Genomic DNA, 22,366 nt, shown 5'->3' with positions numbered 1-22,366 from the left:
GTCAGGATTCCTTGACGTAGACGGACTCGACCACGTTGGAGACCGACTCGAACGAGTCGCACGCGGCTTCGAGCTCGTCGCCGACCTCTTTGAGCTTCATGACCGTCAGGGCCTCGTACTCGCCGGAGTAGAGGCGGACCAGGAGCATCCGGTAGGCGCGGTCGCCGTCGTTCTCCAGGCGGTTGCACTCGACCCAGAAGTCCTGCATGGAGGAGTTGAGGCCCTTGAGCTTCGGCATGTACTCCACGAGCAGGTCGGCCTGCTGGGCGAGGACGGTGATCTGCTCGATCATCTCGCGCGGCAGGGCGGGGAGGTCGGAGAGGCCGTACAGGTAGACCAGGTTCGCGGCGGCCTCGATGTGGTCGAGGATGTCGTCGAGCTTCCCGGCCAGGTGGTACATGTCGGTGCGGTCCATCGGGGTGACGAACGTGGAGTTCACCTTGTTGAACAGGCGGTGCGTCAGCTGGTCGTTGTCGTGCTCGACGTCGACGAGGCGCTCGGAGATCTTCTGGAAGTCGGGCGCGTCGTCGCCCAGCTCCGAAAGGATCCCCACGCCGCGGCGGATGTTGTCCGCGGCGTCGTTGAAGAAGGCGTAGAACGCGTCGTCCTGAGGCTTCAGCGAGAACCGCACCGGGCACCCCTGCTTTCGGTCGCTTTGACTGTCCTCACTGTACCGAGAAGGCAAGGGGACGGCTGGAAATCGTCACGCCGAAGTTAACATCCAGGTGAACGTGACACAAGCTTGCGAAGTTCCCTGTGTGAGACTCCACGAAACCGCTCCAAGCTGGGGTTATGCAAATGTTCGAGTGAAGTTCATGAATTGTTAACCTTCGGTCGCGGCGGCGTCCGCGAGGCGGCTCAGCGCCCCCGCCACCGAATCCGACTTCGTCGTGTACCAGAACGGCGGCAGCGAGTCCCGCATGAACTTCCCGTACGAGCGGTTCGTCTGGAGCCGCGAGTCGAGGATCGCCACCACCCCGCGGTCAGTGGTCCGCCGGATCAGCCGCCCGGCCCCCTGCGCGAGCCGGATCGCCGCCGCGGGCACCGACACCTCCGCGAAGCCCGAGCGGCCCGCCGCGTCCGCAGCCTCCGACCTCGCCGCCGTCAGCGGCTCCGTCGGCCGCGGGAACGGGATGCGGTCCACCACGACCAGGCGGCACGTCATGCCCGGCACGTCCACGCCCTGCCACAGCGACATGACCCCGAGCAGGCACGTCGAGTCCTCCTCCTTGAACCGCTTCACGAGCGACCCGAGGGTCTCCTCCCCCTGGAGCAGGATCGAGTAGTCGGTCTTGGCGCGCAGCAGCTCCGCCGCGGCCTCCGCGGCCCGCTTGGACGAGAACAGGCCCAGGGTCGCGCCGCGGCTGGCCTCCACCAGGCGCAGCAGCTCCTTGCCCGCGTCGTCCGACAGGCCCGACGCGGTCGGGCGCGGCAGCGCCGCCGCCACGTACAGGATGCCCTGCTTCGCATAGTCGAACGGCGAGCCGACGTCGAGCGAGGTCCAGCCGTGCCCGTCCGCGGGCAGGCCGATGTTCCGCGCGACCGTGTCGAACTTCCCGCCGAGCGTCAGCGTCGCCGACGCCGCGATCACCGTCCGGTCCTCGTACAGCATCGCCGAGAGCAGGCCCCCGACCGACAGCGGCGCCGCGACCAGCGTGGGGCCGTTCGGCTCCGCCCAGATCACGTCGTCCCCGGCCGGGCCGATGCACCGGCCCGCCGTCTCCACCGCCTCCACCAGGCCGGCCTTGAGCTGCTGCGCGCTCAGCTGCTTCTTCGTCTCCGCGTCCAGCGCGCCCAGATGGGTCGTGGCCTTGACGCAGGAGGCGTTGACGAGGTTGAGCGCCTCCGTCAGCGGCGCGGGCAGCTCCCCGGAGAACCGCTGCTCCCCCGCCATGTTCAGCGCGTTCTCCAGCGAGTCGGCGGCCTCCCGGATCTGGTCGGCCGCATCGGTGTCGATGAGGCGCCGGCCCCGCTGCGCGAGCCACCGCAGCCGCGCCGGGTGCAGCTCCGCGCGCGCCGCGTTCGTGACCCGGTCGACCAGCTCGTGCGCCTCGTCGATGATGAGCACCTGGTGCTCGGGCAGCACCGACCGCTCGTTCATCATGTCGATCGACAGCAGCGCGTGGTTCGTGACGACGATGTCCGCCTCGTGCGCGCGGGCGCGCGCGAGCTCCGCGAAGCAGTCGGGGCCCTGCGCGCAGTCCTTCGCGCCCGGGCACTCGCTCGACGTGGTCGACCCCTGCTTCCACGCCCGGTCGCTCACGCCCGGGTCGAGGTCGTCGCGGTCCCCGGTGTCGGTGTCGTTCGCCCAGTCGTACAGGCGCTGCACCTGCTTCGCGAACGACGCCTGCTGCCCGGCCCACTTGAGCTGCTCGGTCCCTTCGAGCATCCCCTCGTCCTCTTCCTCGTCGCCCGCGATCTTGCGCTTGCAGAGGTAGTTGTGGCGCCCCTTGAGGAGCGCGAACGAGGGCTTGCGGCCCAGGACCGGCGCCACGGCCTCCACCAGGCGCGGCAGGTCCACGGCCACCAGCTGGTGCTGGAGCGCGAGCGTCGCGGTCGACACGACCACGGTCTTGCCCGTGGCGAGCGCCGCGCACAGGTACGCGAGGGACTTCCCCGTCCCGGTGCCCGCCTGCACGAGCAGGTGCTTCCCGGAGTCGACCGCTGTGGCGACGGCCGCGCACATCTCGCGCTGGCCGTCGCGGGACGCGCCGCCGGGGGTGGCCGCGACGGCGGCGTCGAGGATCTTCAGGGCTTCGGCGTCGGCGCTCATCCTTCCCGGGCCGCCCGCTCGCCGGCGTCGATCGGGTCGCCGTCGGCATGGGCGGCCTCGACGGTCGCCTCGCCCTCGCCCAGGCCGCGGGCCTGGGCTTCGCGGCGCGCGTCGCGGAAGCGGTTGAGCGCCCGGACGGTGCCGTTGACGATCGCGAGGAGCGGCACGGCGACGAGCGCGCCCACGATGCCCCACACGAAGCCGCCCGCGGTGACCGCGAGGACGATCGCGAGCGGGTGGAGCTTCACGGCGCGGCTCATCAGGAACGGCTGGAGCAGGTTCGATTCGAGCTGCTGCACGGCCAGGACGATGCCGAGGACGATGAGCGCGTTGACGAGCCCGTTCTCGGTGCCCACGAGCGCGACGACGACGGCGACCGCGCCCGAGACGGTGGCGCCGATGATCGGGATGAACGCGCCGAGGAACACGAGCGTCGTCAGCGGCAGCCACAGCGGGATGTCGAGGAGCCGCAGGCCCAGGCCGATGAAGATCGCGTCGACCGCGGCGACGACCACGACGGTGCGCATGTACTGCACGAGCGTCGACCAGCCCGCGCCGCCCGCGTAGCGGAGCGACTCGGTGGCGGGGCGCGGGAGCCAGCCGGTGAGGAACGTCCAGATGCGGCGGCCGTCGCGGATGAAGAAGTAGGTGGTGAACAGGACCAGGAACAGGCCGGTGACGAAGTTCCCCAGGCCCGAGGCCGTCGAGCCCGCGACGTCGAGTCCGGTCTGGACGATCGTCTGCTGGTTCTCGCTGTACCAGTTGGTGATGTTGTCCTGGACGTCGGCGAGGACTTCGGCGACCTGCGCGCCGTCGAGGCCCCACGGGCCGGATTCGAGCCAGGCCTGGGCGTCGCGCAGGCCCTTGACGATCGAGTCGTAGAAGTCGGGGACGCCCGCGATGAACTGCTGGATCACGAACGTGATCACCGCGGAGACGACCGCGAGCCCGGCGACGAGCATGAGGATCGAGGCGAGGGACTTGTTCCAGCCGTGGCGGATCAGCCACGCCGCGGGCGGCTGGAGCATCGCGGCGAGCAGGAACGAGATGACGACGGGGATGACGACCGTGGTGACCTGGCTGAGCAGGTACAGGACCACGGCGAGCAGCGCCCCGATGACGAGCAGCCGCCACGACCACGCGGCGCCGACGACCAGTCCCGTGGGGACGTACCGGCGCTCCGGGTCGCCCCCGACCGCGGCCGCGGGCTCCTCGGGCGGCAGGTCCGCCCCGCCCCCGCCGACGTCCGGCTCCTCGTCGGCGCGCCCGGCGACGGCGCGCTCGGCGACCGGGTTGAGGCGCATGCCGATCCACAGCTGTCTGGCCCGGGCGGTCGTGCGGCGGAATCGGCTCACGGTGTCTCCAAGGACGGTTCCTCCGAAAGGAGGCGGGTGCAACGTCACCACGTACCGTACCGGTTCGGTGCGACCATCCCCATCCAGCCAGCACCACCGAGACCGGTCTTGCAGGCGCCACCACCCGGGGCCCGCGGTAGGCTCGGGCGCTGTGACCGAAACACCGTTGGACTCGACGACCGGCCTGCCCGTGCGGCTCCTCCACGACCGCCTGCTCGTACGCGAGGACGCCGATGCGGAGCGCCGCTCGGCCGCCGGGATCGTCATCCCCGCGACCGCCCAGATGGGCCGCCGCCTGCACTGGGCCGCGGCCGTCGGCGTCGGGCCGCTCGTGCGCTCCGTCGAGAACGGCGACCGCGTCCTGTTCGACCCCGAGGACAAGGCCGAGGTCGAGATCCAGGGCCGCACCTACATCCTCCTGCGCGAGCGCGACATCCACGCCGTCGCCGCCAAGCGCGTCGACAACGACGGCACCGGGCTCTACCTCTGATGCGCGTCGCGGTCACCGGCCTCGGCCTCATCGGCGGGTCGGCCGCCTTCGCGCTCGCCGACGCCGGGCACGAGGTCGTCGGCCACGACCCCGACCCCGCGGTCCGCGAAGCCGCCGCCGCGCACTTCCCCGTCACCGCCGACCCGGCCGGCCTCCTCGACGCCGACGTCGCGGTCGTCGCCGCCCCCGTCAAGCACCTCGCCGCCGTCGCCGCGACCCTCGCGGGCTTCCGCGGCCTGGTCACCGACACCGCCTCCGTCAAGGCCGACGCCGCCCGCGCCTTCGCCGCCCAGCCGCGCTTCGTCGGCGGACACCCCATGGCGGGCAAGGAGACCGCGGGCTTCGCCAGCGCCGAGCCGGGCCTGTTCCGCGGCCGCGTCTGGGTCCTGTGCCTCGAAGCCGACACGAACCTGGACGACTGGCTGCTGCTCGCGCGCCTGTGGACCTCGATCGGCGCCCGCGTCGTCCCGGCCCGCGCCGACGACCACGACGCCGCGGCCGCCCGCATCTCGCACCTGGAGCACCTCGTCGCGGCCGCGCTGGTCCTCGTCGCCGACGACCCGCTGTCGCGCACGCTCGCGGCCGGGTCGTTCCGCGACGGCACGCGCGTCGCGGCCAGCCCGACGGCGCTGTTCGCAGGGATGGTCGAGGGCAACCGCGGGATGCTGGAGCTCGCGCTCGACGACCTCGGCGAAGAGCTCGGGACCGCCCACCAGCACCTCGCCGAGTACCGGCAGGACCCCGAGCGGATCGCCGCGTGGTTCGACCGGGCGCGGGCGAAGCGCGCGGCGTGGCCGCCCGAGCCCGGGGACGCCGAGCGCGTGCCCCTGACGCGCGAGGCGCTGCTGGAGCTGGGGGCCGCCGGCGGCTGGGTCGAGGCCGTGGAAAGTGAGGTCGCGATCGGGCGGCGACCTCGCGTACAGTCCACTCCATGAGAAAAATCGATCAGATTGCCGATCAGTACGTCGAGGACGCCATCGCCCTCAGCCCGATGAACGCCACCGCGATGGGCGTCCCGGGCCACGATCACGAACTCGATGACCTCTCACCCGCCGGCCTGGCCGCCTTCGCCGACCTGGAGCGGCGCACGATCGCGGCGCTGGAGGCCGCGGAGCCGGTCGACGAGCGCGAGCGCGTCGCCAAGGACGCCATCCTGGAGCGGCTGCGGCTGAGCCTGGAGCGGTACGAGGCCGGGGACGCCTACCTGGAGCTGAACGTCCTGTCGTCGAGCGTCCACAACGTGCGCCAGATCTTCGACCTGATGCCGAAGGACGGGAAGGTCGCGGCCGAGAACATCGCGGCCCGCCTGGCCGCCGTCACCGAGGCGTTCAAGCAGTACACCGAGACGCTGCGCGCCGAGGCCGCCGCGGGCCGGGTCGCGGCCAAGCGGCAGGTCCTGGAGGTCGCCACCCACTGCGACAACTGGAACGGCGCCAAGGGGCCCGGCACCGACTTCTGGGCGAACCTGATCAGCTCGGTGACGATCGACGGCGAGCCGATCACCTCCGGTCCGCTGAAGATCGCCCTGGGCAACAGCGCGGCCTGGGCCCGCGCGGCGACCCACAACTTCGCGCGCTTCCTGCGCGAGGAGCTGGCCCCGCAGGCGCCGGAGAAGGACGCGGTCGGGCGCGACCGCTACTCGCGGGCGTCGCGCTACTTCATCGGCGCGGCGATCGACTTGGAGGAGACGTACGCGTGGGGCTGGCAGGAGCTGGCCCGCATCGAGGCGGACATGCGCGCGACGTGCGAGCGGATCAAGCCGGGCGCGTCGATCGAGGAGGTCGTGGCGTTCCTCGACCAGGACGCCGACGAGAACTTCACCGACAAGAACCTGTTCCGCGACTGGATGCAGGAGCTCGCCGACTCCACGATCGCCGACCTCGCCGACAAGCACTTCGACATCCCCGAGCAGATCCGCACGATCGACTGCAAGATCGCGCCGACCGAGGACGGGGCGATCTACTACACCGGCCCGAGCGAGGACTTCACGCGTCCGGGCGCGATGTGGTGGTCGGTGCCTGAGGGCCAGAAGCTGTTCGGCAAGTGGCGCGAGAAGTCCACGGTGTACCACGAGGGCGTCCCCGGCCACCACCTCCAGGTGGGGCAGACGATGGCCCGCACGGAGCTGCTCAACCGGTTCCAGCGCCAGATGATGTGGTGCTCGGGCCACGGCGAGGGCTGGGCCCTGTACTCCGAGCGGCTCATGGACGAGCTCGGGTACTACGACGACGACCCGGCCGGGCGCCTGGGCATGCTCGACGCGCAGTCGTTCCGCGCCGCCCGCGTCATCGTCGACATCGGCCTCCACTGCGAGTTCACCATCCCCGAGGACAACCCGTTCGGCTGGCGGCCGGGCGAGGAGTGGGACGGCGAGAAGATGTTCGAGTTCATGAAGGCGCACACCCGCACCATCGAGGACGACATGCTGTCCTTCGAGCGCAACCGCTACCTCGGCTGGGCCGGCCAGGCCCCGTCCTACAAGGTCGGCGAGCGCCTGTGGATGCAGGCGCGCGAGGACTACAAGGCCCGCAAGGGCGCCGACTTCTCGCTCAAGCAGTTCCACACCGACGCCCTCAACCTCGGCTCGATGGGCCTCACCCCGTTCGCCGAGGCGCTGGCGCGCCTCTAGGCACCCGTTCTCGGCCTCGACCGCTGCTCACGCGTGGTCGAGGCCGAGTTCCATCTCCGGGCTGCCGAACCAGGCGCGGAGCCGGTCGGCGCCGCGGCGCATCGCGGCGATCTCGGCGGCGGTGAAGCCGCGCACCCGCCATGTCTCGATGACCACGCGGTCCTTCTTCACTGCGGCCTTCCAGTTCCCGACCACCTGGCCGTCCAGGAGGATCGCCGAGGTGAACCGCGGCCGGTCGGGGAACAGCGCGCGCGGCACCGAGTGGTGCAGGACCAGGTCCTTGGAGTCGGTGTAGGAGCACAGCATCTCGTCGTAGCCCTGCACGAAGTCCACGACGGGCCCGCCGTCCTCCGGCTCGGGCCGCTCGCCCTCGTAGTAGAAGACGCGGTCGTCGTAGCGCAGCTCGCGCAGGCCCGACCCGCCGAGCAACAGCTCGTCGACGGCGGCTTTCGCATCGGCCACCTTCAGGGTCGCCCAGCGGGTGAAGTCCTTCACGGTGGCGGGTCCGCGGGAGGCGAAGAACCGGCGCGCGAGCTCCCGGATCGCCTCGTCCTTGCCGATCGCCCCAGTCGGGACGCGCTCGTCGAAGCTCGCGTACGTCTGCTTGCCGTCCTTCGGGTCCCCCGAGCAGATCACCGCCGACACCTCGGCGTGCATGAGCAGGTGCCCCAGCCGCTGCCCGGACGCTCCGGCGATCCCGGCCGCTTCGAGGGCCTCTCCGGCCTCCTCCCGCGTCAGGTGCCTCCCGCCCGCGGTCGCGGCCGCGAGCGCCTCGGTGGCGCGCTCGTGCGTGCGCAGGTCGATGCCGATCCCGCGGCTGCCGTTCACGATGACCTGCATGACCCGGTCGCCGCTGGCGGCGATGAGCATCCGCAGGTCCGCCGCGGGGACGGTGTGCCAGGTGGTCCGCAGGACGTGCGTGCGCAGGACGCGGCCCTGCTCGATGAGCGCGTCGACGCCGCCGGCGCCCGCGTACGCGAGGCCGTCCCCGTCCGGTTTCGCGCGCATCGCGGGCGTGAGCTTCGAGGGCTGGTACTCCTGCGACTGGACGGCGGCGAGGTGCTCGAACGCGTCCCACGGCGTCGCGAGGCGCTCGCCCCACAGCCGCTGCGAACGGGCGCGCCAAGCGGCGACGGCCGCCGGGGTGAGGTCTCGGGTGGGTGTCGGCATTCGCTCATGCTAGCGGGAGAAGGCGACATGAGCCCTCCGCCGAACCACCCGCCCCAGGGGCTCCGATGGCCGGAATCACGGGTGGTTCCTCTGCTCAGACGGGTGGACGCGGTTGCGAGGAGCAAGCACAATTGCGGCATGTCCCTTCCGAACGCGGTCCTCAGGCTCTCCACCGACGTCCTCGCCGACCTCAACGACGACGAACGCCTCGCCTTCGCGTACGCGCACGGCCCGGCCCTGTCCGGCTTCGGTGAAGACGCCGAGCTGGTGTGCGTGTGGGAGACCGCCGAGGTCCCGGAGGACGCGACCGGCGAAGCGGCGCACCTCACGGTCGCCCGCTTCCAGGAGCTCCTCGACGCGCTCGGCCGCGGCGAGGGCTGGGAGCGCCCCTCCTCCGAAGCCCTCAAGGTCATCGGCGCGTTCGCGGAGGGCACCCTCCTCGCCGACGACTCCGAACTCGGCTCCAAGGCCCGCGCCGAGGTAACCGAGTTCCCGCAGGCCCTCGCCGACGCGTCCCGCGAGACCGTCGCCGCCGAGGCCGAGACCCTCGCCACCCGCCTCGCCGAATCCACCGACCCCTGGGCCACCGCCGAGACGCTCACCTCCGGCCTCCACCGCGCCTACGTCGCCCTCTTCGCCGCAGCCGGCTACTTCTTCCCCGGCCACCCCAACCGCGCCGACTTCGTGGCCCGCTACCTCCTCGGAGACGAGGTCCCCGAAGCCGAAACCGCAGTCTGGGCGGCCGTCGGCACCGACACCCTCCCCGAAGCCTGGCGCACCTTCGCGAAGACGGTCCTGGACAACTGCTGACCCGGACGAATGACCCACAGCACACCACCGAACCCGGTTGCAGGCGCGATCCCGGGCCAGGTAAGGTTATGCCCGGCCTGCTCAACCGGGCCAGGCGCCGCTAGCTCAACGGATAGAGCATCTGACTACGGATCAGAAGGTTGGGGGTTCGAATCCCTCGCGGCGCACCACCACAGAAAAAGCCGGGTCATCGACCCGGCTTTCCTGCTGTCCGGGGTCAGGCAAGAGCCGACCCCGCGCGGCTAGCTGAAGGCGGTGGGAAGGCGCGGCGTGTACGGCTCCTCCAGGGCCGCGACCTCGTCGTCGGTGAGTTCGAGGTCGACGGCCGCCGCCGCATCGGCGAGGTGGTGGAGCTTCGTGGGGCCCACGATCGGAGCGGTCACCGGGGACTTCCCGAGCACCCAGGAGAGGGCGATCTGCGCCATGGGCACGCCGCGCTCTTCCGCGATCCGGGCCACGGCCTCCACGATCGGACGGTCGCGCTCGCCGTCATAGCGGGCGGCCGCCGGGTCGCGCTCGGACCGGGCCGTTCGCTCGCCCCAAGGGCGGGCCAAGCGGCCCTTGGCGAGCGGGCTCCACGGGAGGCTGCCGACCCCCTGATCGGCGAGCAGGCCGAACATCTCGCGCTCCTCCTCGCGCTGCATCAGGTTGTACTGGTCCTGCATGGAGATGAACCGGGTCCAGCCGTTCACCTCGGCCACGTGCTGCATCTTCGCGAACTGCCAGGCCCACATCGAGGACGCGCCGATGTAGCGGACCTTCCCCGCTCGCACCACGTCGTGCAGTGCCTCCATGGTCTCTTCGACCGGCGTCTCGGGGTCGAAGCGGTGGATCTGGTACAGGTCGACGTAGTCGGTTCCCAACCGCCCCAAGGAGGCGTCGATCTGTTCGAGGATCGCCCTGCGCGACAGACCCGAGCCGCCTGGACCGTCGTGCATCTTGAAGAACACCTTCGTGGCGAGGACCACGTCCTCGCGGCGGGTGTACTCCTTGATCGCTTTGCCGACCAGCTCCTCCGAGCTGCCGGCCCAGTACATGTTCGCGGTGTCCCAGAAGGTGATCCCCAGTTCGACCGCCTGGCGGAACAGCGGCGCCGACTCCTCGGGGCCGAGCGCCCATGCGTCCGAGTCCCCGGGCATCTGCCCGAAGCTCATGCACCCCAACGCGATCCGGCTGACCTTGAGGCCCGACCCTCCCACACGCGTGTACTCCATGAACCGTCCCCTCTCCCGGGCCGCACCGACCCGATCGGGCCGCACCAGCACGATACCGACCCGCGCCTCGACGTACTGGGGGTGGCCGTCGGCGGGCGGCGAGTCGCTGGTTCGTGCCATGCCTCCACTCGGGACCCCATGATCGCGCTCCGAATCGGTAGTGTCACTTGGAGTCCAGGGCGGTGAACCTGGGCCACCCCCGCCCGGCACTGACCAGATCGGACACCCCCATGAACAAGCCCTTCGCGGCGCGCCTCGTCGCCGCGCTCGCGATCCCCTCGCTGCTGCTCGCACCGCCCGCCGCCTTCGCCCAGGACGATGCCGATCCCGGCTACCAGACCGCTGAGGAGAGCCTGCGCGAAGACCTCGCGCTCACCGCCGAAGCCCTCGGGTGGACGTTCGAGGAGGCGGAGGCCCAGCACCGGGTCGCCCAGGCACTCGACGGCATCACTTCGGCCATCGCCGCCGAACGCCTCGATGCGCTCGTGGGCACGGCCTTGTCGGAGCGTCCCGGCGGCATCCCGACGCTGTACATCAAGGGCGAGGCCGACGAGGTCGTCCTGGAGGCCGTCCGCGCCAGCGGGCAGGAGGTCGTCATCGCCGACGGTCAGCGGTTCTCGTTCCTCGAACTGAGGGAGCGCAACCGGCAGTTGAACCGCGAGCTGGTCGCGCTCGGATACGCGGACCTGTCCAGCGGCGTCGACATCACCACCGGCACGATCAGCGCCGAGGTCGCCGCCCAACCGGGCCTGCCGACCGATCCGGAGGCGATCGTCCGCGAGCTCTCCGGCGGACTCCAGGACGGCGTCGCACTCGACGTCGTCGGCGACCTCGGCAACACCGTGCAGTACACGTACGGCGGCCTGCCCGCGTACGCCGGCGTCAACTTCACCTGCACCACCGGGTGGAGCGTGGTCGACGAGAACGGCGTCGGCGGCACGACCTCGGCCGGGCACTGCCAGGGGCTCACCGGGACCTGGACGTCCGAGACCGGCACCGTCAGCCTCGACTTCCAGGCCCAGCACCGCGGCACCTGGGGCGACGTGGAGTGGCACACCACGACCGCCCAGATCGACCGGCCGGAGTTCTACTCCTCCGCGAACAAGCGCCGCGACACGCTCTCCATCGAACGGTGGTGGGAGGTCTCGGTCGGCGAGTCCATCTGCGTCTTCGGACGCAAGACCGACGTCCGGCGCTGCTCGATCGGCGTCCAGAACGTCTTCTACTCGTGCACCTTGGAGGGCTACCTCACCGAGAGCATGATCCGCATGAAGGACGCCTACACCGTGAAGGGCGACTCGGGCGGCGGCTGGTCCTACCAGAACCGCGCCTTCGGGTCCCACGTCGGCCTCTGCGGCGGCAAGAGCGTCTTCACCCTGGCGGACGACCTCGACCACGCGCTCGGCGTGACGGTGCTGCTCAAGGAATAGGCGGCAGCGAGGCCGGCCGCGGGCCCGATGCCCGCGGCCGGTTGTTCTCAGGCTGTGCAGGTGAGTTGCGGGGTTCCAGCCGTTCCCGTGTAGGTGCCTTGGAGGCCGAAGGTTGTCTGCTGGCCTGCCGCGAGGGTGGCGTTCGAGGCGGGGGCCTTGGCGGTGACGGTCTTGCCTGATTGGGTGAGTTGGGTGCTCCAGGAGTTGTAGATCGTCTCGTCGCCTGCGTAGGTCCACTTGACGGTCCAGCCGTTCAACGAGGTCGAGCCGGTGTTCTTGACGGTGACGTTCGCCTGGAAGTTGCCGGGCCAGCCGCCGGTGATCGCGTAGGCGGCGGTGCAGGCGCCGGTGGGCTGGGTGGGCGGGGAGGTGGTTTCGCCGGAGCCGTTGCCGTCGGGGACGGGCGGGTTGAGGTGGGGTTCGAGGATGTTGTACTTGGTCTGGTTGACGGTCCACCAGTCGTTGTCGACGAGGCCGCCGGTGTCGCCGGAGTTGGGGTTCCAGGCCCAGAAGGTGAAGGACATGCCGTTGTCGGTCATGTAGTCCATGAGCGCGTTGAGCCACTGCGTGTCGAGCGGGTTCGCGAGGGTGCTGCCGAACTCGCCCACCAGGACCGGCGCGACGTCCTGCTTGTGGAGGTCGCCCCAGAAGTGGTCCCAGACCTCGGGGAGGTTGTTCGGGAAGTCGGGGTCCTCGAACCAGGGCTGGCGGTCGTAGACCGAGATCGCGTAGTCGTGGGCGGAGTAGACGAGCTTGTGGGGGACGTCGAGGCGGACCGGGTTCGCGAAGGCGGCGCTGAGATTGCCGCCCCACCAGGTGCTCTCGTCGTCGGTGGCGGGGTCGTTGTCCCACTGGTTCGTGAGGCCGCCGGAGACGGTGCTGACGCCTTCGACGAGGATCAGCCAGTCGGGGTTGACGTCGAGGATGGCGTTGCCGATGCGCTCGGCCGCCAGGCGCCAGTCGCGCGACTGGACGCCGCAGCCCCAGCAGGAGCCGGTCGCGTTCGGAAGGGTCCCTTCGGCGTGCGGCTCGTTGAACAGGTCCGCGCCGATCACGGTGGGATTGCCCGCGTAGCGCTCGGCGAGCATCGTCCAGTCGTCGATGATGCTCTGCTCGGAGACCTGCGGGGTGTACCAGAGGGCGGTCTGCCCGGCGGCGCTGGGACGGTGGCGGTCGAGGATGACGCGCATGCCGAGGTCTCCGGCGTGGTCGATGACCTTGTCGAGGATCTCCAAGGGGTGCAGGCCGACCAGGTCCGGATTGGTGTAGTCGTTGACGCTCGTGGCCTCGGCGTCAGGGCGCAGCGAGTCGCCGGTGTAGGGGATGCGCAGGGTGTTGAAGCCGAGCTCGGCCATGCGGTCGAGCTGGCCGCTCCAGGTCGCGGGGGCGTTGGCCCACAGGCCGTGGAACGTGTGGTTGTCGGTCTCCATGCCGAACCAGTTGATCCCGGTGAGCCGCACCTCGGCGCCGGTCTCGTCGACGATGCGGCTGCCGTCGGTGCTGAGGAAGCCGGTGCCGGTGCCCTGCGTCTGGGCGCTGGCGGGCGCGGAGGGGAGCCCCAGTACGAAGAGGCCGGCCGCGACGAACACGGCGAGTGCCCTGAGCACCGCTGCTGTTGCGGCTCTGTGGAACTGGCGAATACTTCGCGCGGGTGCCATGCCGGGGCTCCTGACGTGAGACTGGACTGGGAGCGATCCCAAGGGTATCGTCCCTACATATTGATGTATCTGGATACATCTGTCAAGGAGGAGGACGGGCCATGGAAGTCCAAGGAGCGCGGCGGCGCAGGCGGCGGCTCAGTGCCGTCGCCGTCGCGGCAGGAGCGCTGATCGCCGCGACGGCGGCGATCGTGGCGGCGAACCCGGCACACGCCGCCGCGTGCGAATCCGTGCAGTACAACGTGGTCAGCAGCTGGAGCGGCGGCCACCAGGCGAACGTCTCGCTCACCGCGGGCTCGGAGCGCGTCGACGGCTGGAGGATCGGGTTCGACCTGTCCGGCACGGTCCAGAGTGCCTGGAACGTCGACTGGACCCAGTCCGGCGCGAGGTTCACCGGTTCGGACGCCGGATGGAACGCGACCATCTCGGCGGGGCAGACGCGGGAGCTGTTCGGGCTCATCGTGAGCGGGCCCGCCGCTGTGCCGACTTCCTTCACGGTCAACGGCGTCGCCTGCGGCGGCGTCCAGGAGACCGACTCCCCCACCGGCTCGACCACGCCGCCGGAGGAGACCACGCCTCCCGAGGAGACCACGCCGCCGCCGAGCGGCGAAGGCGACACCGGCAACGCGACCCACTTCAGCGGCCTCGGATCACCCTACGGCGGTTGCGGACTGCCGCAGTCCGAACTGGAGACGCAGGACTTCGTGGCGCTCAACGTCTACGACACCCCGGGCGACTACGCGTTCTACCCGCGGCCGATCCCGCCCGACATGGCCGACAAGATCGGGCTGTGGGACAACGGCGCCAACTGCGGCCGGTGGGTGCGCGTCGACATCGGCGACTACTGCACCGGCGTCAACGACGGCGCGCAGAGCCAGCCGTTCTGCCGCAACGGCTCCTGGACCGCCGACGAGTACAACGGCGCCACCCTCGACCTGATCGTCGCCGACAGCTGCGGCGACGCCAACGCCTGGTGCCGCGACGACCCGTTCCACCTCGACCTGGTCACGTCCTCGATCAACCGGTTCGAGCAGGACGGCGCACCGGTCGGCGACCTCCTCGACCACTGGAACAACCGCCAGGTGTCCTGGTCGTTCATCCCCGCGCCGGACTACAGCGGCGACATCAAGATCGGCTTCCTCCAAGGCGCCCAGAAGTACTGGGGCGCGATCGCGGTCTCGCAGCTCGCGAACGGCATCCACGGCGTGGAGTACTTCGCCGACGGCGCATGGCATGACGCCGAGATGAACGGCGACATGGGACAGTCCTACATCCTCGAACCGACCGCCGAGGCCGGCACGGACTTCCAGATCCGCGTCACCGACGTGAACGACCAGCTCATCAACGACGGCCGGGTCTACGCGTTCTCCCTGCCCTCGACCTGCAACCCGCAGTGCAGCACGGCCTACACGGAGGTCGCCTACACGGCCTCGAACGGGTAAGGGCGCTCCGCGGGGAGCAGGTCGCGGGCGCGGTCCTGCTCCCCGGCGCCGAGGTGCGCGGCGATGCGCCGCGCCAGCGGCGTGACGTCCTCGATCGCCGTGATCCACTCCCCCACATAGCGATCGACGGCCTCCGGGCCGAGACCGATCTGGATCGAGCGGTGGTCGAGGCGGCCCAGGCGGAGGTCCCTCTCGGGGTCCCACTGGACGCGCACCGGGGAGGCCTTCAGGCGGCGCTTCCAGTCGTCGTGCGTCTCGCCGGGGGCCGGGGTGCTGCCGCACGAGTTGGCGAGGGCCCAGGCGAAGCCGCCGCGGGTGATCGAGACGGCGAGGACGCGGGCCTGGCCGGGCTTGGTCGCCCAGCCGCAGCGGTACATCATCCACAGGAACGAGGGCTTGATCCACGTCATGCGCTCGCGCTTGAACGGCGGGACGAACGTCTGCGCGGCGAGCGCCGGGTCGGCGATGTGCGGGTCGTACGCCTGGTAGACGGTGATCGTGTCGGCGTCGTAGACCGCGCGGATCTGGCGGTCGGGGGTTCGGGGTGTTTCCATACGCTGCATGGTCGCCGCCGCGGGGGCGGCGGCGCAACCGCAATAACCCGGGTCAGCCGAGGCCGAGCCTGGCGCGCTCGGCGGTGATGATGCGCTGCTCCAACGGGATCGAGTCGTCTTCGAGGGTGGCGACGGCGGTCGCGGTCGCCATCGGGCCGGTGCCCTTGGCGTCGCTGTGCCGGGCGTAGTGCTCGAACAGGAGCTCCTTGTGCTCCTGCACTTCCCGGATGCGGTCGTCGACGCCGTCCTTGGCGAGCAGGCGGTGCACCTGGACGCGGCGGGTCTGGCCCATGCGGTGCGCCCGCGCGACGGCCTGCTGCTCGATGCTCGGCTTCCATTGCGGCTCAGCGAGGACCACCACCGACGCCGACTGGATGTTCAGGCCGACGCCGCCCGCCTCGATCTGCGCGAGGATCACCGCGGGGCCTTCGCGGCGCGTGAACGCGTCGACCATCGCCTGGCGCTTCGGGGCGGCGGCCTTCCCGGTGATCGGCCCGATCGCGCGGTCCCCCAACCGCTCTCCCACGGCCTTGAGCACGTCGAGGAAGTACGAGAACACGATGACCTTCTGGCCCTCGTCCCCGGCGTCGTCGACGAGTTCGGCGAGGCGCTCCAGCTTCGCGGAGCCCGGCATCGCGGAGGAGGCGCGGCGCATGCCCATGAGGTTGCGGCGGCGCACCTGCTCGCGGTACTCGTCCTCGTCCTGCGCGCTGAACCGGACCCACTCCTCGACCTCGATCTTCTCGGGGAGCTCGGTGAGCACGTCCTCCTGGTTGCGCCGCAGGTAGACCGGGGCGACGACCTGCCGGAACTCGGTCGCGCCGACCACGTCGTCGCCCTCGCCGACGCGGTCGGCGATGTCGGGCCGCAGGTGCCCGACGAGGGCCTTGAACTCCTGGACGCGGTTCTCCATGGGCGTGCCGGACAGGAGGACGGCCCGCTTCGAGCGCCTGATGACGTCGCCGACGGCCTTGCTGCGCTTCGCGTCCGGGTTCTTGATGTAGTGGGCCTCGTCGACGATGACGAGGGCGAACCTCGACCGCTGCGGGAGCACGTCGAGCCGGTCGATCGTGTTGAAGGTGGTGACCGCGACGCCGCCGCGGCGCAGCCACCTGCGGGCCTCGTCCTCCCGGTCGGGGCCGTGGAGGCTGAACGCGTCGAGGCGCGTGTGCTTGCGGATCTCGTTGAGCCAGTTGGGGACGACGCTGGCGGGGCAGACGACGAGGGTGCGTCGCTGGCCGTTCGCGGCCAGGTGCGCCGCGACGGCGAGGGCCTGGATGGTCTTGCCGAGGCCCATCTCGTCGCCGATGATCGCCTTGCGCTGGTGGGCCGCGTACTTCGCGCCGAACAGCTGGTAGTAGCGGAGGTCGGTGCGCAGGAGCGACCGGTCGAACGGGAGGGTCTCGATCTCGTGCCGCAGGTCGGCGCCGACGAAGTCCTCGGCGCGCCCGGCGTCCTCGACGTCGCTGCCGGTGAGCTTGGCGAGCTGGGTGTTGACGCTGGCGGCGCGGCGCTCGTAGTCGCGCCACAGCTCGTCGGAGGTCCAGCGCTCGGGGCGGGCGCGGTCGAGGGCGGCGGCGAGGTCGCGTTCCAGTGCAAGGGTTTCGGGGGCGGCGTTGACCGCTTCGAGGACTTCGAGGCGGGCGAGCGTCTCGGCCTTGCGCTTGCGACTTGAGAAGAGCATCGCGAGCCGGCTGCCGGCGCGGTCGGCCGCGGCGAAGTACGGCATGGCGCGCTCGCGGAAGCGGTGGACGGTCTCGCGCAGGTCGCCGACGGCCGCGGAGGCGGTCTGCTCGGCCCGCAGGTGCGCGAGGATGCGGGTGTGGCGGGGATCGCGGCGCTGCGGGTCGAAGCGGGGCCTGGTGTCGGCGCGGGAGCGCTCGGCGAAGTGCTCGGCGGCGGCCTTGACCTCGTCGACGGTCTGCGCGCCGACGCCCGGGATCGCGAGGAGCTGCTCGCGGGAGTTCGCGAGGACGTCGGCGACCGTGGTGATCCCCGCCGCTTCGAGCTTCGCCAGGCGCAGGCCCTTGGCGACCTGCTTCAGCTCGGTGACCCGCATCGTCACGAGCCGCCCGGCGACCTCCTCGTGCGCGATGGCCGCGACATGGCCGCGCAGGGACTTCCGCAGCTGCGCGGGCGCGGAGGCGAGGACCTCCCACTGCCGCAACGTCTCTCGGGCGCGCGAGACCTGCGAGCGCGCATGCTCGCGGAGCTTCCGCTTGTCGAGCGGGGTGCCGGCCATGGGGACTCCTGGGGTGGGGAGGGGGTCAATTGTAAGGGCCCGGGCGGGCCGCGGCACTGCCGAGCGGTTGCATCGACCTGCCAGAATCGCCGCATGGACCCCTACCACTTCGACCCCGTGCCCGACCCCTCCGCGAACCCCGGCCCGAACGGTTCGCCCTCGAATCCCGGCCCGGGGTACACGCCCGGCTCCGCGCCCGGTCCCGGCTACATGCCGGGCCCGGAGACGAGCCGCAACATCGGGTATCCGCCGCCGGGCGCCCAGGTCCCGCCCGCGCAAGGGCCCTACCCGCCCGGGCCGGGGGCCTATCCGCCCGGGCCGAGCCCGTACCCGGCCGGTGATCCGTACCAGGGCGGCTATGCCGGGATGCCGCCGCAGTACGCGCCGGTGCCGCCGCCGAGTTCCGGGATGCCGGTCGCGGGGTGGATCGGCATCGCGCTCGGCGTGGTGCTGCTGCTCGGCTTGGGCATCACCGGGATCGTGCTCACCTCCGACGATGATGACGATCCCGGGACCACGACTGCGGACCCCGGCGGCGATGGGGGCGGCGGCGGCTCGGACGCCACCTCGAACGCCGATCCGACCGAGGACGTGGTGGCGGATCCGGTGGCGGAGGCGGTGATCGGCGACTGCTTCTACAACTACGGCGACGAGACCACCCCGGAGCTGGAGACGGCCGTGTGCGGGGCCGGGGCCTTCGAGGCGGTCGACATCATCGAGGGCACCAGCGACCTGACGTCGTGCGACAGCAACCCGGTCGTCAACCTCTCGGTCACCTCCACCGGGACCGACCGGGTGCTGTGCTTGAGCTACACCGTGATCGACGGCGACGACGCGTACCACGCGCAGGTCGGCGAGTGCGTCTACGGCACTTCCACGGCGGGCAGCGCGTGGTACGTCCTCGACTGCCAGGACGGGGCGTTCAAGGTCATCGAGCGGATCGACGGCGAGTCGAGCACGAGCTCGTGCACCGACTCGACGTACTACATCTACGGCGTGGGCTACTCCACCGGCGAGACCTATCTGGACACCACGCTGTGCCTGCAAATGCTGTACGCCAGCGGGGACACCGGGTACGCCGAGGTCGACGACTGCCTGTCGATGAACTCCGACTACACGTACGCCGAGTTCGTGTCCGATTGCGACGACGGCAACGCCTACGTCACGGGGCGCACCAACGAGATCGTCGACGGCGAGAGCTGGTGCAACGGCTGGGGCTGGGCGTACGAGGAGGTCCCGGACTTCCCCGAGCTCTCCTTCACGGTCTGCTGGGGGTGGCTGTAGGACGGCTTGCGGGCGACCGTCAGCCGAGGGTCGCCGCCACGGTCGCGTCGTCGCCGTCGAGTGCCGTCAACTGCACCACGATGCCTCCGGCGTCGGGCGCGGCGGGCTCCTCGTCGCAGGCGAGGCCGCCGCTGCCGTCGGCGCGGAACGTCAGCGCGCACGACGGGTGGTCGAGGAAGCCGCCGCCTCCGCCGAGGCCGCTCGGCTTGGTCAGGCTCACTTGGACGCCGCCGTCCTCGACGACCGCGTCCACCGTCCACTGGCCGTCGCCTCCGGTGAGCGGGAACTGGACCGAGCCCGAGAAGGGCACTTCGCACGCGCCGTCGCCGCAGTCCTCGTAGCCCGCATCGTCCGCGGCCGCCTCGTCCGCTTCCGCTGCAAGCTCGCTGGACTCGGCCTCTGACGGCGAGGCGGACGGCCGCCCGGAGGGGTCGGCGATCCCGGAAGTCGCCTCGGCGGCAGCGGCACCCGACTCGGAGACGTCCGCCCCCGGCTCCCCTCCGCCGCCGCAACCGGCGGCAGCCAGCGTCGCGAGCACCACACCTGTTGCCGCGCAACGTTTCAGGAAAGTTTGCGAAGAGATCATCAGCCGATTCTATGGCCCCCGACTGGAATCGCTCCCAGCCGGTCGGACCGCCTCGGACCAGTGAGCATGCACCTGAGGAGACGTGTCCGAAGTGTAGTGAATCCGTGCCGGTGAGTCGGGAGGCTTTGGGGGCTTTCGCGGCTGGTTGGCATGGGGCACACTGGGGGCGGTTCGCGGCCCGGATCGGGTCGGGGCCCTCTCCCTACCCCCTAGAGGAGTTCTTCGTGAAGAGACGCAACTTGCTGCGGGCGCTCGCGATCGGTGCGCCGCTGGCGACGGCCGGGGCCGTCGGCGCCGGGATCGCGGCGGCGGACACGGCCAACTTCAAGATCATGGTGACCGAGCAGGTCCAGAACAAGGTCATGGTGTTCGACAAGAACGCCGCGTTCAGCGATGCCAACCGGTACAAGTCGTGGAGCCCGGGCACGGGCGGATGGTCGAACCTCTCCGACTGCCGCATCCGCGACACAGCGCAGTTCGGCGCCATCGGGCTCGCGGCCGCCTCGGGCGGCAAGGTCGGGATCTGGAACATCACCGACGAGAAGGACCAGGAGCTGAACGACGTCCTCTGGAGCGCCACGCCGGGCGGTAATCCCCATGCGCTGGAGCGGATTCCCAACATCGGGGCGTTCGTCTCCGCCTCGTCCGACGGGTTCCTCACGGTGTACGGGCCCACCAAGATCTCGGACCCCTCGACGCTCGCCAAGGTCCAGACCGTGTCCCTGGCAGGCGCGCACGGCGTCATCTGGGACCCCAACAACAGCCTGCTCTGGGCCGCGGGCGACAAGATCGTCCAGGCGTACACCGTCTCCGGGACGTACCGGAACGTGCGGCTCGCCAAGTCCAGCAAGAAGGTCGCCCTCTCCGGGCTCGGGCACGACCTCCAGGCGGACTTCTCCAACTCGTCCCTGCTTCAGGTCTCGGACTCGTACGGCGTCTACTCGATCAACAAGTCGACCCTCGCCAAGACCACCCTGCACACCACGACGCGCATCAAGGCGTACGTGAAGATGAAGACCGGCGAGTACTTCTACATGCGCGCCGACAACACCGGCTCCCGCACCTGGGGCAGCCCCACCATCGTCTTCTCGCAGTCCGCCGACCGGACGCGCTCCGGCGCCGAGTTCTACAAGGCCCGGTACTACACGACCGCCTACAACTAGCGGACCCGGCGGCCGGTCCGCTCGCGGTCCGGCCGCGCCTCCATCCGGGCGGCCATGCCGGCGACCAGCATCTCCAGGGCCGACCGCAAGGGCGCGAACGGATCGGCGTCCGGACCGAACCGGGGCAGGACCGCCCGCAGGTGCGGCAGGGCCGACTCGGGGAGGACCGCGAGGTACTCGCCGATCCGCGCGGACTGCACCCGGAGCCGCTCCGACTCCGCCCCGGGCGGGCCGGTCGGGCTCAGCTCGTAGGCGGCCGCGGTCACTTGCAGGGCGTAGACGTCGGCCCATGCCACGGCGAGGTCGGGCGGCACCTCGCCTGCGGCGAGCACCGCGAACACCCGGTCGATGATCTGGAGCGCGCGGGGGGTGGCCGGGATCGGCGTGTCGAGGGCGACGCGGGCGGTCCCCGGACGGGCCGCCATCGCCCTGGCCATGTCGACGCCCAGATCCACCAGCTGCTGCCGCCAGCGCCGGGGGTCCGGCTCGGGCAGCGGGACCGCTTCGAGCGCCCGGTCGTAGAGCAGCTGGTCGAGGTCGGCCTTGCTGTCGACGTGCGCGTAGAGCGAGGCCGGGCCGGTGCCGATCTCCTGAGCGATGCGCCGCATCGTCACCGAGTCCCAGCCCTCGCGCTCGCTGAGCCGTTCGGCGGCTTCGAGGATGAGCTCCAGGCTGAGCTGGCGGCGCGGGGCGCGTCCCGCGTTCTTGATCCACGGAGGGTTCGGCATCCGAGTGCTCTCGTCCATGGGAACAGTGTACTTGACACGAACAGCGTTCGTTGATAGAACTGGACTCATAGAACGAACAGTGTTCGCTTCCGCGGATCCGCTGTCGGTTCACCTCTCCCGCAACGAAAGGAACGCCTCGATGTCCACCCCCGCATCGCCCGCCCGCACCGCACGTACCGGACTGCTCGCACTCGGCGCGGTCGCCGCGCCCGTCCTGTTCACCCTCGCCTGGGTCATCCTGAGCCTGGTCAGCGACGGCTACACGATCGGCGGCGACCGCATCTCCCCGTACTCGAACCTCACGCAGCCGATCAGCGGCCTCGGGCTGGGAACGACCGCGCCCTACATGAACACCGCGTTCGTCCTCAGCGGAGTCCTGCTCGCGGCCGGCCTGGTCGGATTCTTCCGCATCGTCCGGGGCGGCCGCGCCGTGTGGCGCAGGATCTCCCTGGTCGGGCTCGGCCTCGCCCCGGTCGGTCTCGTCCTCATCGGCCTGTTCGACCTGGAGTCCCCCGGTCTGCACTTCCTCGGGGTCGTCCTCGCGTTCCAGCTGCCGTTCCTGGTGTTCATCGCCACGGGCCTGCACCTGCGCGGAGTCGACGGGTTCCGGCGCCTGGGCACGGTCCTGCTGACGGTGGCGGTGCCGCTGACGCTCATCGGCGTCGTCCTGTTCCAGCTGACGTTCGACGAGGCCGCGACCGCCGACGGCGAGGGCGTCGCGGGCCTCACGCAGCGACTGTGGCTGACTGAGGTGTGGTGCTGGTTCGCGGTCCTCGGCTGGGCGGCCTGGCGCGCACCGAAGCGGTAGGTGCCGCGGCGACGACGGACGGCCGGGCTT

The 22,366-nt window shown here is 70.8% G+C and carries 19 protein-coding genes and 1 tRNA gene; 10 read left to right on the top strand and 10 right to left on the bottom strand.

Translation table 11 applies throughout. From position 1 onward, the window contains the following. Position 1: 1 nt before the first annotated feature. The 3 genes from B0I28_RS07055 to B0I28_RS07045 form a co-directional block, all read right to left on the bottom strand. The gene (locus B0I28_RS07055; protein WP_106363076.1) at positions 2–631 is read right to left on the bottom strand and encodes a DUF47 domain-containing protein; all 630 of its coding nucleotides are present in this window, start codon (positions 629–631) and stop codon (positions 2–4) included. A gap of 192 nt (positions 632–823) precedes the next feature. Further along, a complete protein-coding gene (locus tag B0I28_RS07050; protein ID WP_106363075.1) occupies positions 824–2,773 on the bottom strand; it encodes an ATP-dependent DNA helicase in 1,950 nt (649 codons plus the stop codon). Continuing rightward, on the bottom strand, positions 2,770–4,128 hold the full coding sequence (locus B0I28_RS07045) for an AI-2E family transporter (protein ID WP_219926605.1): 1,359 nt from the start codon (positions 4,126–4,128) through the stop codon (positions 2,770–2,772). The genes B0I28_RS07050 and B0I28_RS07045 overlap by 4 nt, the downstream gene beginning before the upstream one ends. A gap of 151 nt (positions 4,129–4,279) precedes the next feature. Between B0I28_RS07045 and B0I28_RS27840 the strand changes: the two genes are divergently transcribed. From B0I28_RS27840 to B0I28_RS07030, 3 genes are read left to right on the top strand one after another with little or no spacing between them, the layout of a single operon-like run. Continuing rightward, positions 4,280–4,618: a GroES family chaperonin gene (locus B0I28_RS27840; protein ID WP_245888906.1), complete on the top strand. Its 339-nt coding sequence runs from the start codon at positions 4,280–4,282 to the stop codon at positions 4,616–4,618. Further along, complete coding sequence (locus B0I28_RS07035) at positions 4,618–5,553, top strand: prephenate dehydrogenase (RefSeq protein ID WP_106363073.1); 936 nt, start codon at positions 4,618–4,620, stop codon at positions 5,551–5,553. Before B0I28_RS27840 ends, B0I28_RS07035 begins: the two co-directional genes overlap by 1 nt. Next, on the top strand, positions 5,550–7,247 hold the full coding sequence (locus B0I28_RS07030) for a DUF885 domain-containing protein (RefSeq protein WP_106363072.1): 1,698 nt from the start codon (positions 5,550–5,552) through the stop codon (positions 7,245–7,247). The genes B0I28_RS07035 and B0I28_RS07030 overlap by 4 nt, the downstream gene beginning before the upstream one ends. A 27-nt stretch (positions 7,248–7,274) precedes the next feature. Here the strand turns inward: B0I28_RS07030 and B0I28_RS07025 are convergent, their stop codons facing one another. Beyond that, positions 7,275–8,417, bottom strand: a complete 1,143-nt coding sequence (locus B0I28_RS07025) for a winged helix DNA-binding domain-containing protein (RefSeq protein ID WP_106363071.1) — start codon at positions 8,415–8,417, stop codon at positions 7,275–7,277. A 138-nt stretch (positions 8,418–8,555) separates the two neighbouring features. Here B0I28_RS07025 and B0I28_RS07020 point away from each other — a divergent pair, with 138 nt between their 5' ends. Together B0I28_RS07020 and B0I28_RS07015 are read left to right on the top strand one after the other, a co-directional pair. Beyond that, entirely contained in the window at positions 8,556–9,227 is a 672-nt protein-coding gene (locus tag B0I28_RS07020; RefSeq protein ID WP_106363070.1) for a hypothetical protein, read from the top strand. 94 nt (positions 9,228–9,321) lie between these two features. After that, positions 9,322–9,397: transfer RNA gene (locus tag B0I28_RS07015), tRNA-Arg, on the top strand. Between the two features lie 72 nt (positions 9,398–9,469). On the opposite strand, the gene B0I28_RS07010 is transcribed toward B0I28_RS07015, so the two are convergent. Continuing rightward, complete coding sequence (locus tag B0I28_RS07010; RefSeq protein ID WP_106363428.1) at positions 9,470–10,441, bottom strand: aldo/keto reductase; 972 nt, start codon at positions 10,439–10,441, stop codon at positions 9,470–9,472. Between the two features lie 230 nt (positions 10,442–10,671). Here B0I28_RS07010 and B0I28_RS07005 point away from each other — a divergent pair, with 230 nt between their 5' ends. Further along, positions 10,672–11,871, top strand: a complete 1,200-nt coding sequence (locus B0I28_RS07005) for a chymotrypsin family serine protease (RefSeq protein WP_106363069.1) — start codon at positions 10,672–10,674, stop codon at positions 11,869–11,871. A 47-nt stretch (positions 11,872–11,918) separates the two neighbouring features. On the opposite strand, the gene B0I28_RS07000 is transcribed toward B0I28_RS07005, so the two are convergent. Further along, positions 11,919–13,529 carry a cellulase family glycosylhydrolase gene (locus B0I28_RS07000; RefSeq protein WP_106363068.1) on the bottom strand — a complete coding sequence of 537 codons (1,611 nt, stop codon included), beginning with the start codon at positions 13,527–13,529 and terminating at the stop codon, positions 11,919–11,921. Between the two features lie 101 nt (positions 13,530–13,630). On the opposite strand from B0I28_RS07000, the gene B0I28_RS06995 reads away from it, so the two are divergent. Beyond that, positions 13,631–14,971 (top strand): cellulose binding domain-containing protein, encoded by a 1,341-nt coding sequence (locus tag B0I28_RS06995; RefSeq protein ID WP_106363067.1) that lies wholly within the window; start codon positions 13,631–13,633, stop codon positions 14,969–14,971. Here B0I28_RS06995 and B0I28_RS06990 read toward each other — a convergent pair. Together B0I28_RS06990 and B0I28_RS06985 are read right to left on the bottom strand one after the other, a co-directional pair. Further along, on the bottom strand, positions 14,950–15,525 hold the full coding sequence (locus tag B0I28_RS06990) for a DUF4291 domain-containing protein (protein WP_219926604.1): 576 nt from the start codon (positions 15,523–15,525) through the stop codon (positions 14,950–14,952). The two genes, B0I28_RS06995 and B0I28_RS06990, sit on opposite strands and share 22 nt — an antisense overlap. 52 nt (positions 15,526–15,577) lie before the next feature. Next, the gene (locus tag B0I28_RS06985) at positions 15,578–17,767 is read right to left on the bottom strand and encodes a DEAD/DEAH box helicase (protein ID WP_106363065.1); all 2,190 of its coding nucleotides are present in this window, start codon (positions 17,765–17,767) and stop codon (positions 15,578–15,580) included. Positions 17,768–17,860: 93 nt separating this feature from the next. Between B0I28_RS06985 and B0I28_RS06980 the strand changes: the two genes are divergently transcribed. Beyond that, entirely contained in the window at positions 17,861–19,051 is a 1,191-nt protein-coding gene (locus tag B0I28_RS06980; RefSeq protein ID WP_106363064.1) for an LppU/SCO3897 family protein, read from the top strand. A 19-nt stretch (positions 19,052–19,070) separates the two neighbouring features. Here the strand turns inward: B0I28_RS06980 and B0I28_RS06975 are convergent, their stop codons facing one another. Then, positions 19,071–19,589, bottom strand: a complete 519-nt coding sequence (locus tag B0I28_RS06975) for a hypothetical protein (RefSeq protein ID WP_146147996.1) — start codon at positions 19,587–19,589, stop codon at positions 19,071–19,073. Positions 19,590–19,861: 272 nt separating this feature from the next. On the opposite strand from B0I28_RS06975, the gene B0I28_RS06970 reads away from it, so the two are divergent. Further along, on the top strand, positions 19,862–20,800 hold the full coding sequence (locus B0I28_RS06970) for a DUF6528 family protein (RefSeq protein ID WP_106363062.1): 939 nt from the start codon (positions 19,862–19,864) through the stop codon (positions 20,798–20,800). On the opposite strand, the gene B0I28_RS06965 is transcribed toward B0I28_RS06970, so the two are convergent. Next, on the bottom strand, positions 20,797–21,546 hold the full coding sequence (locus B0I28_RS06965; RefSeq protein ID WP_181245674.1) for a TetR/AcrR family transcriptional regulator: 750 nt from the start codon (positions 21,544–21,546) through the stop codon (positions 20,797–20,799). The two genes, B0I28_RS06970 and B0I28_RS06965, sit on opposite strands and share 4 nt — an antisense overlap. A gap of 121 nt (positions 21,547–21,667) precedes the next feature. Here B0I28_RS06965 and B0I28_RS06960 point away from each other — a divergent pair, with 121 nt between their 5' ends. Then, the gene (locus tag B0I28_RS06960; RefSeq protein ID WP_181245673.1) at positions 21,668–22,336 is read left to right on the top strand and encodes a DUF998 domain-containing protein; all 669 of its coding nucleotides are present in this window, start codon (positions 21,668–21,670) and stop codon (positions 22,334–22,336) included. Positions 22,337–22,366: the final 30 nt, after the last annotated feature.

The sequence above is a fragment of the Glycomyces artemisiae genome (genome assembly GCF_003002955.1).
Taxonomy (GTDB): Bacteria; Actinomycetota; Actinomycetes; order Mycobacteriales; family Micromonosporaceae; genus Glycomyces; species Glycomyces artemisiae.
The sequence above is the reverse complement of the archived record's forward strand: the minus strand, read 5'-3'. Positions and strand labels throughout refer to the sequence as shown.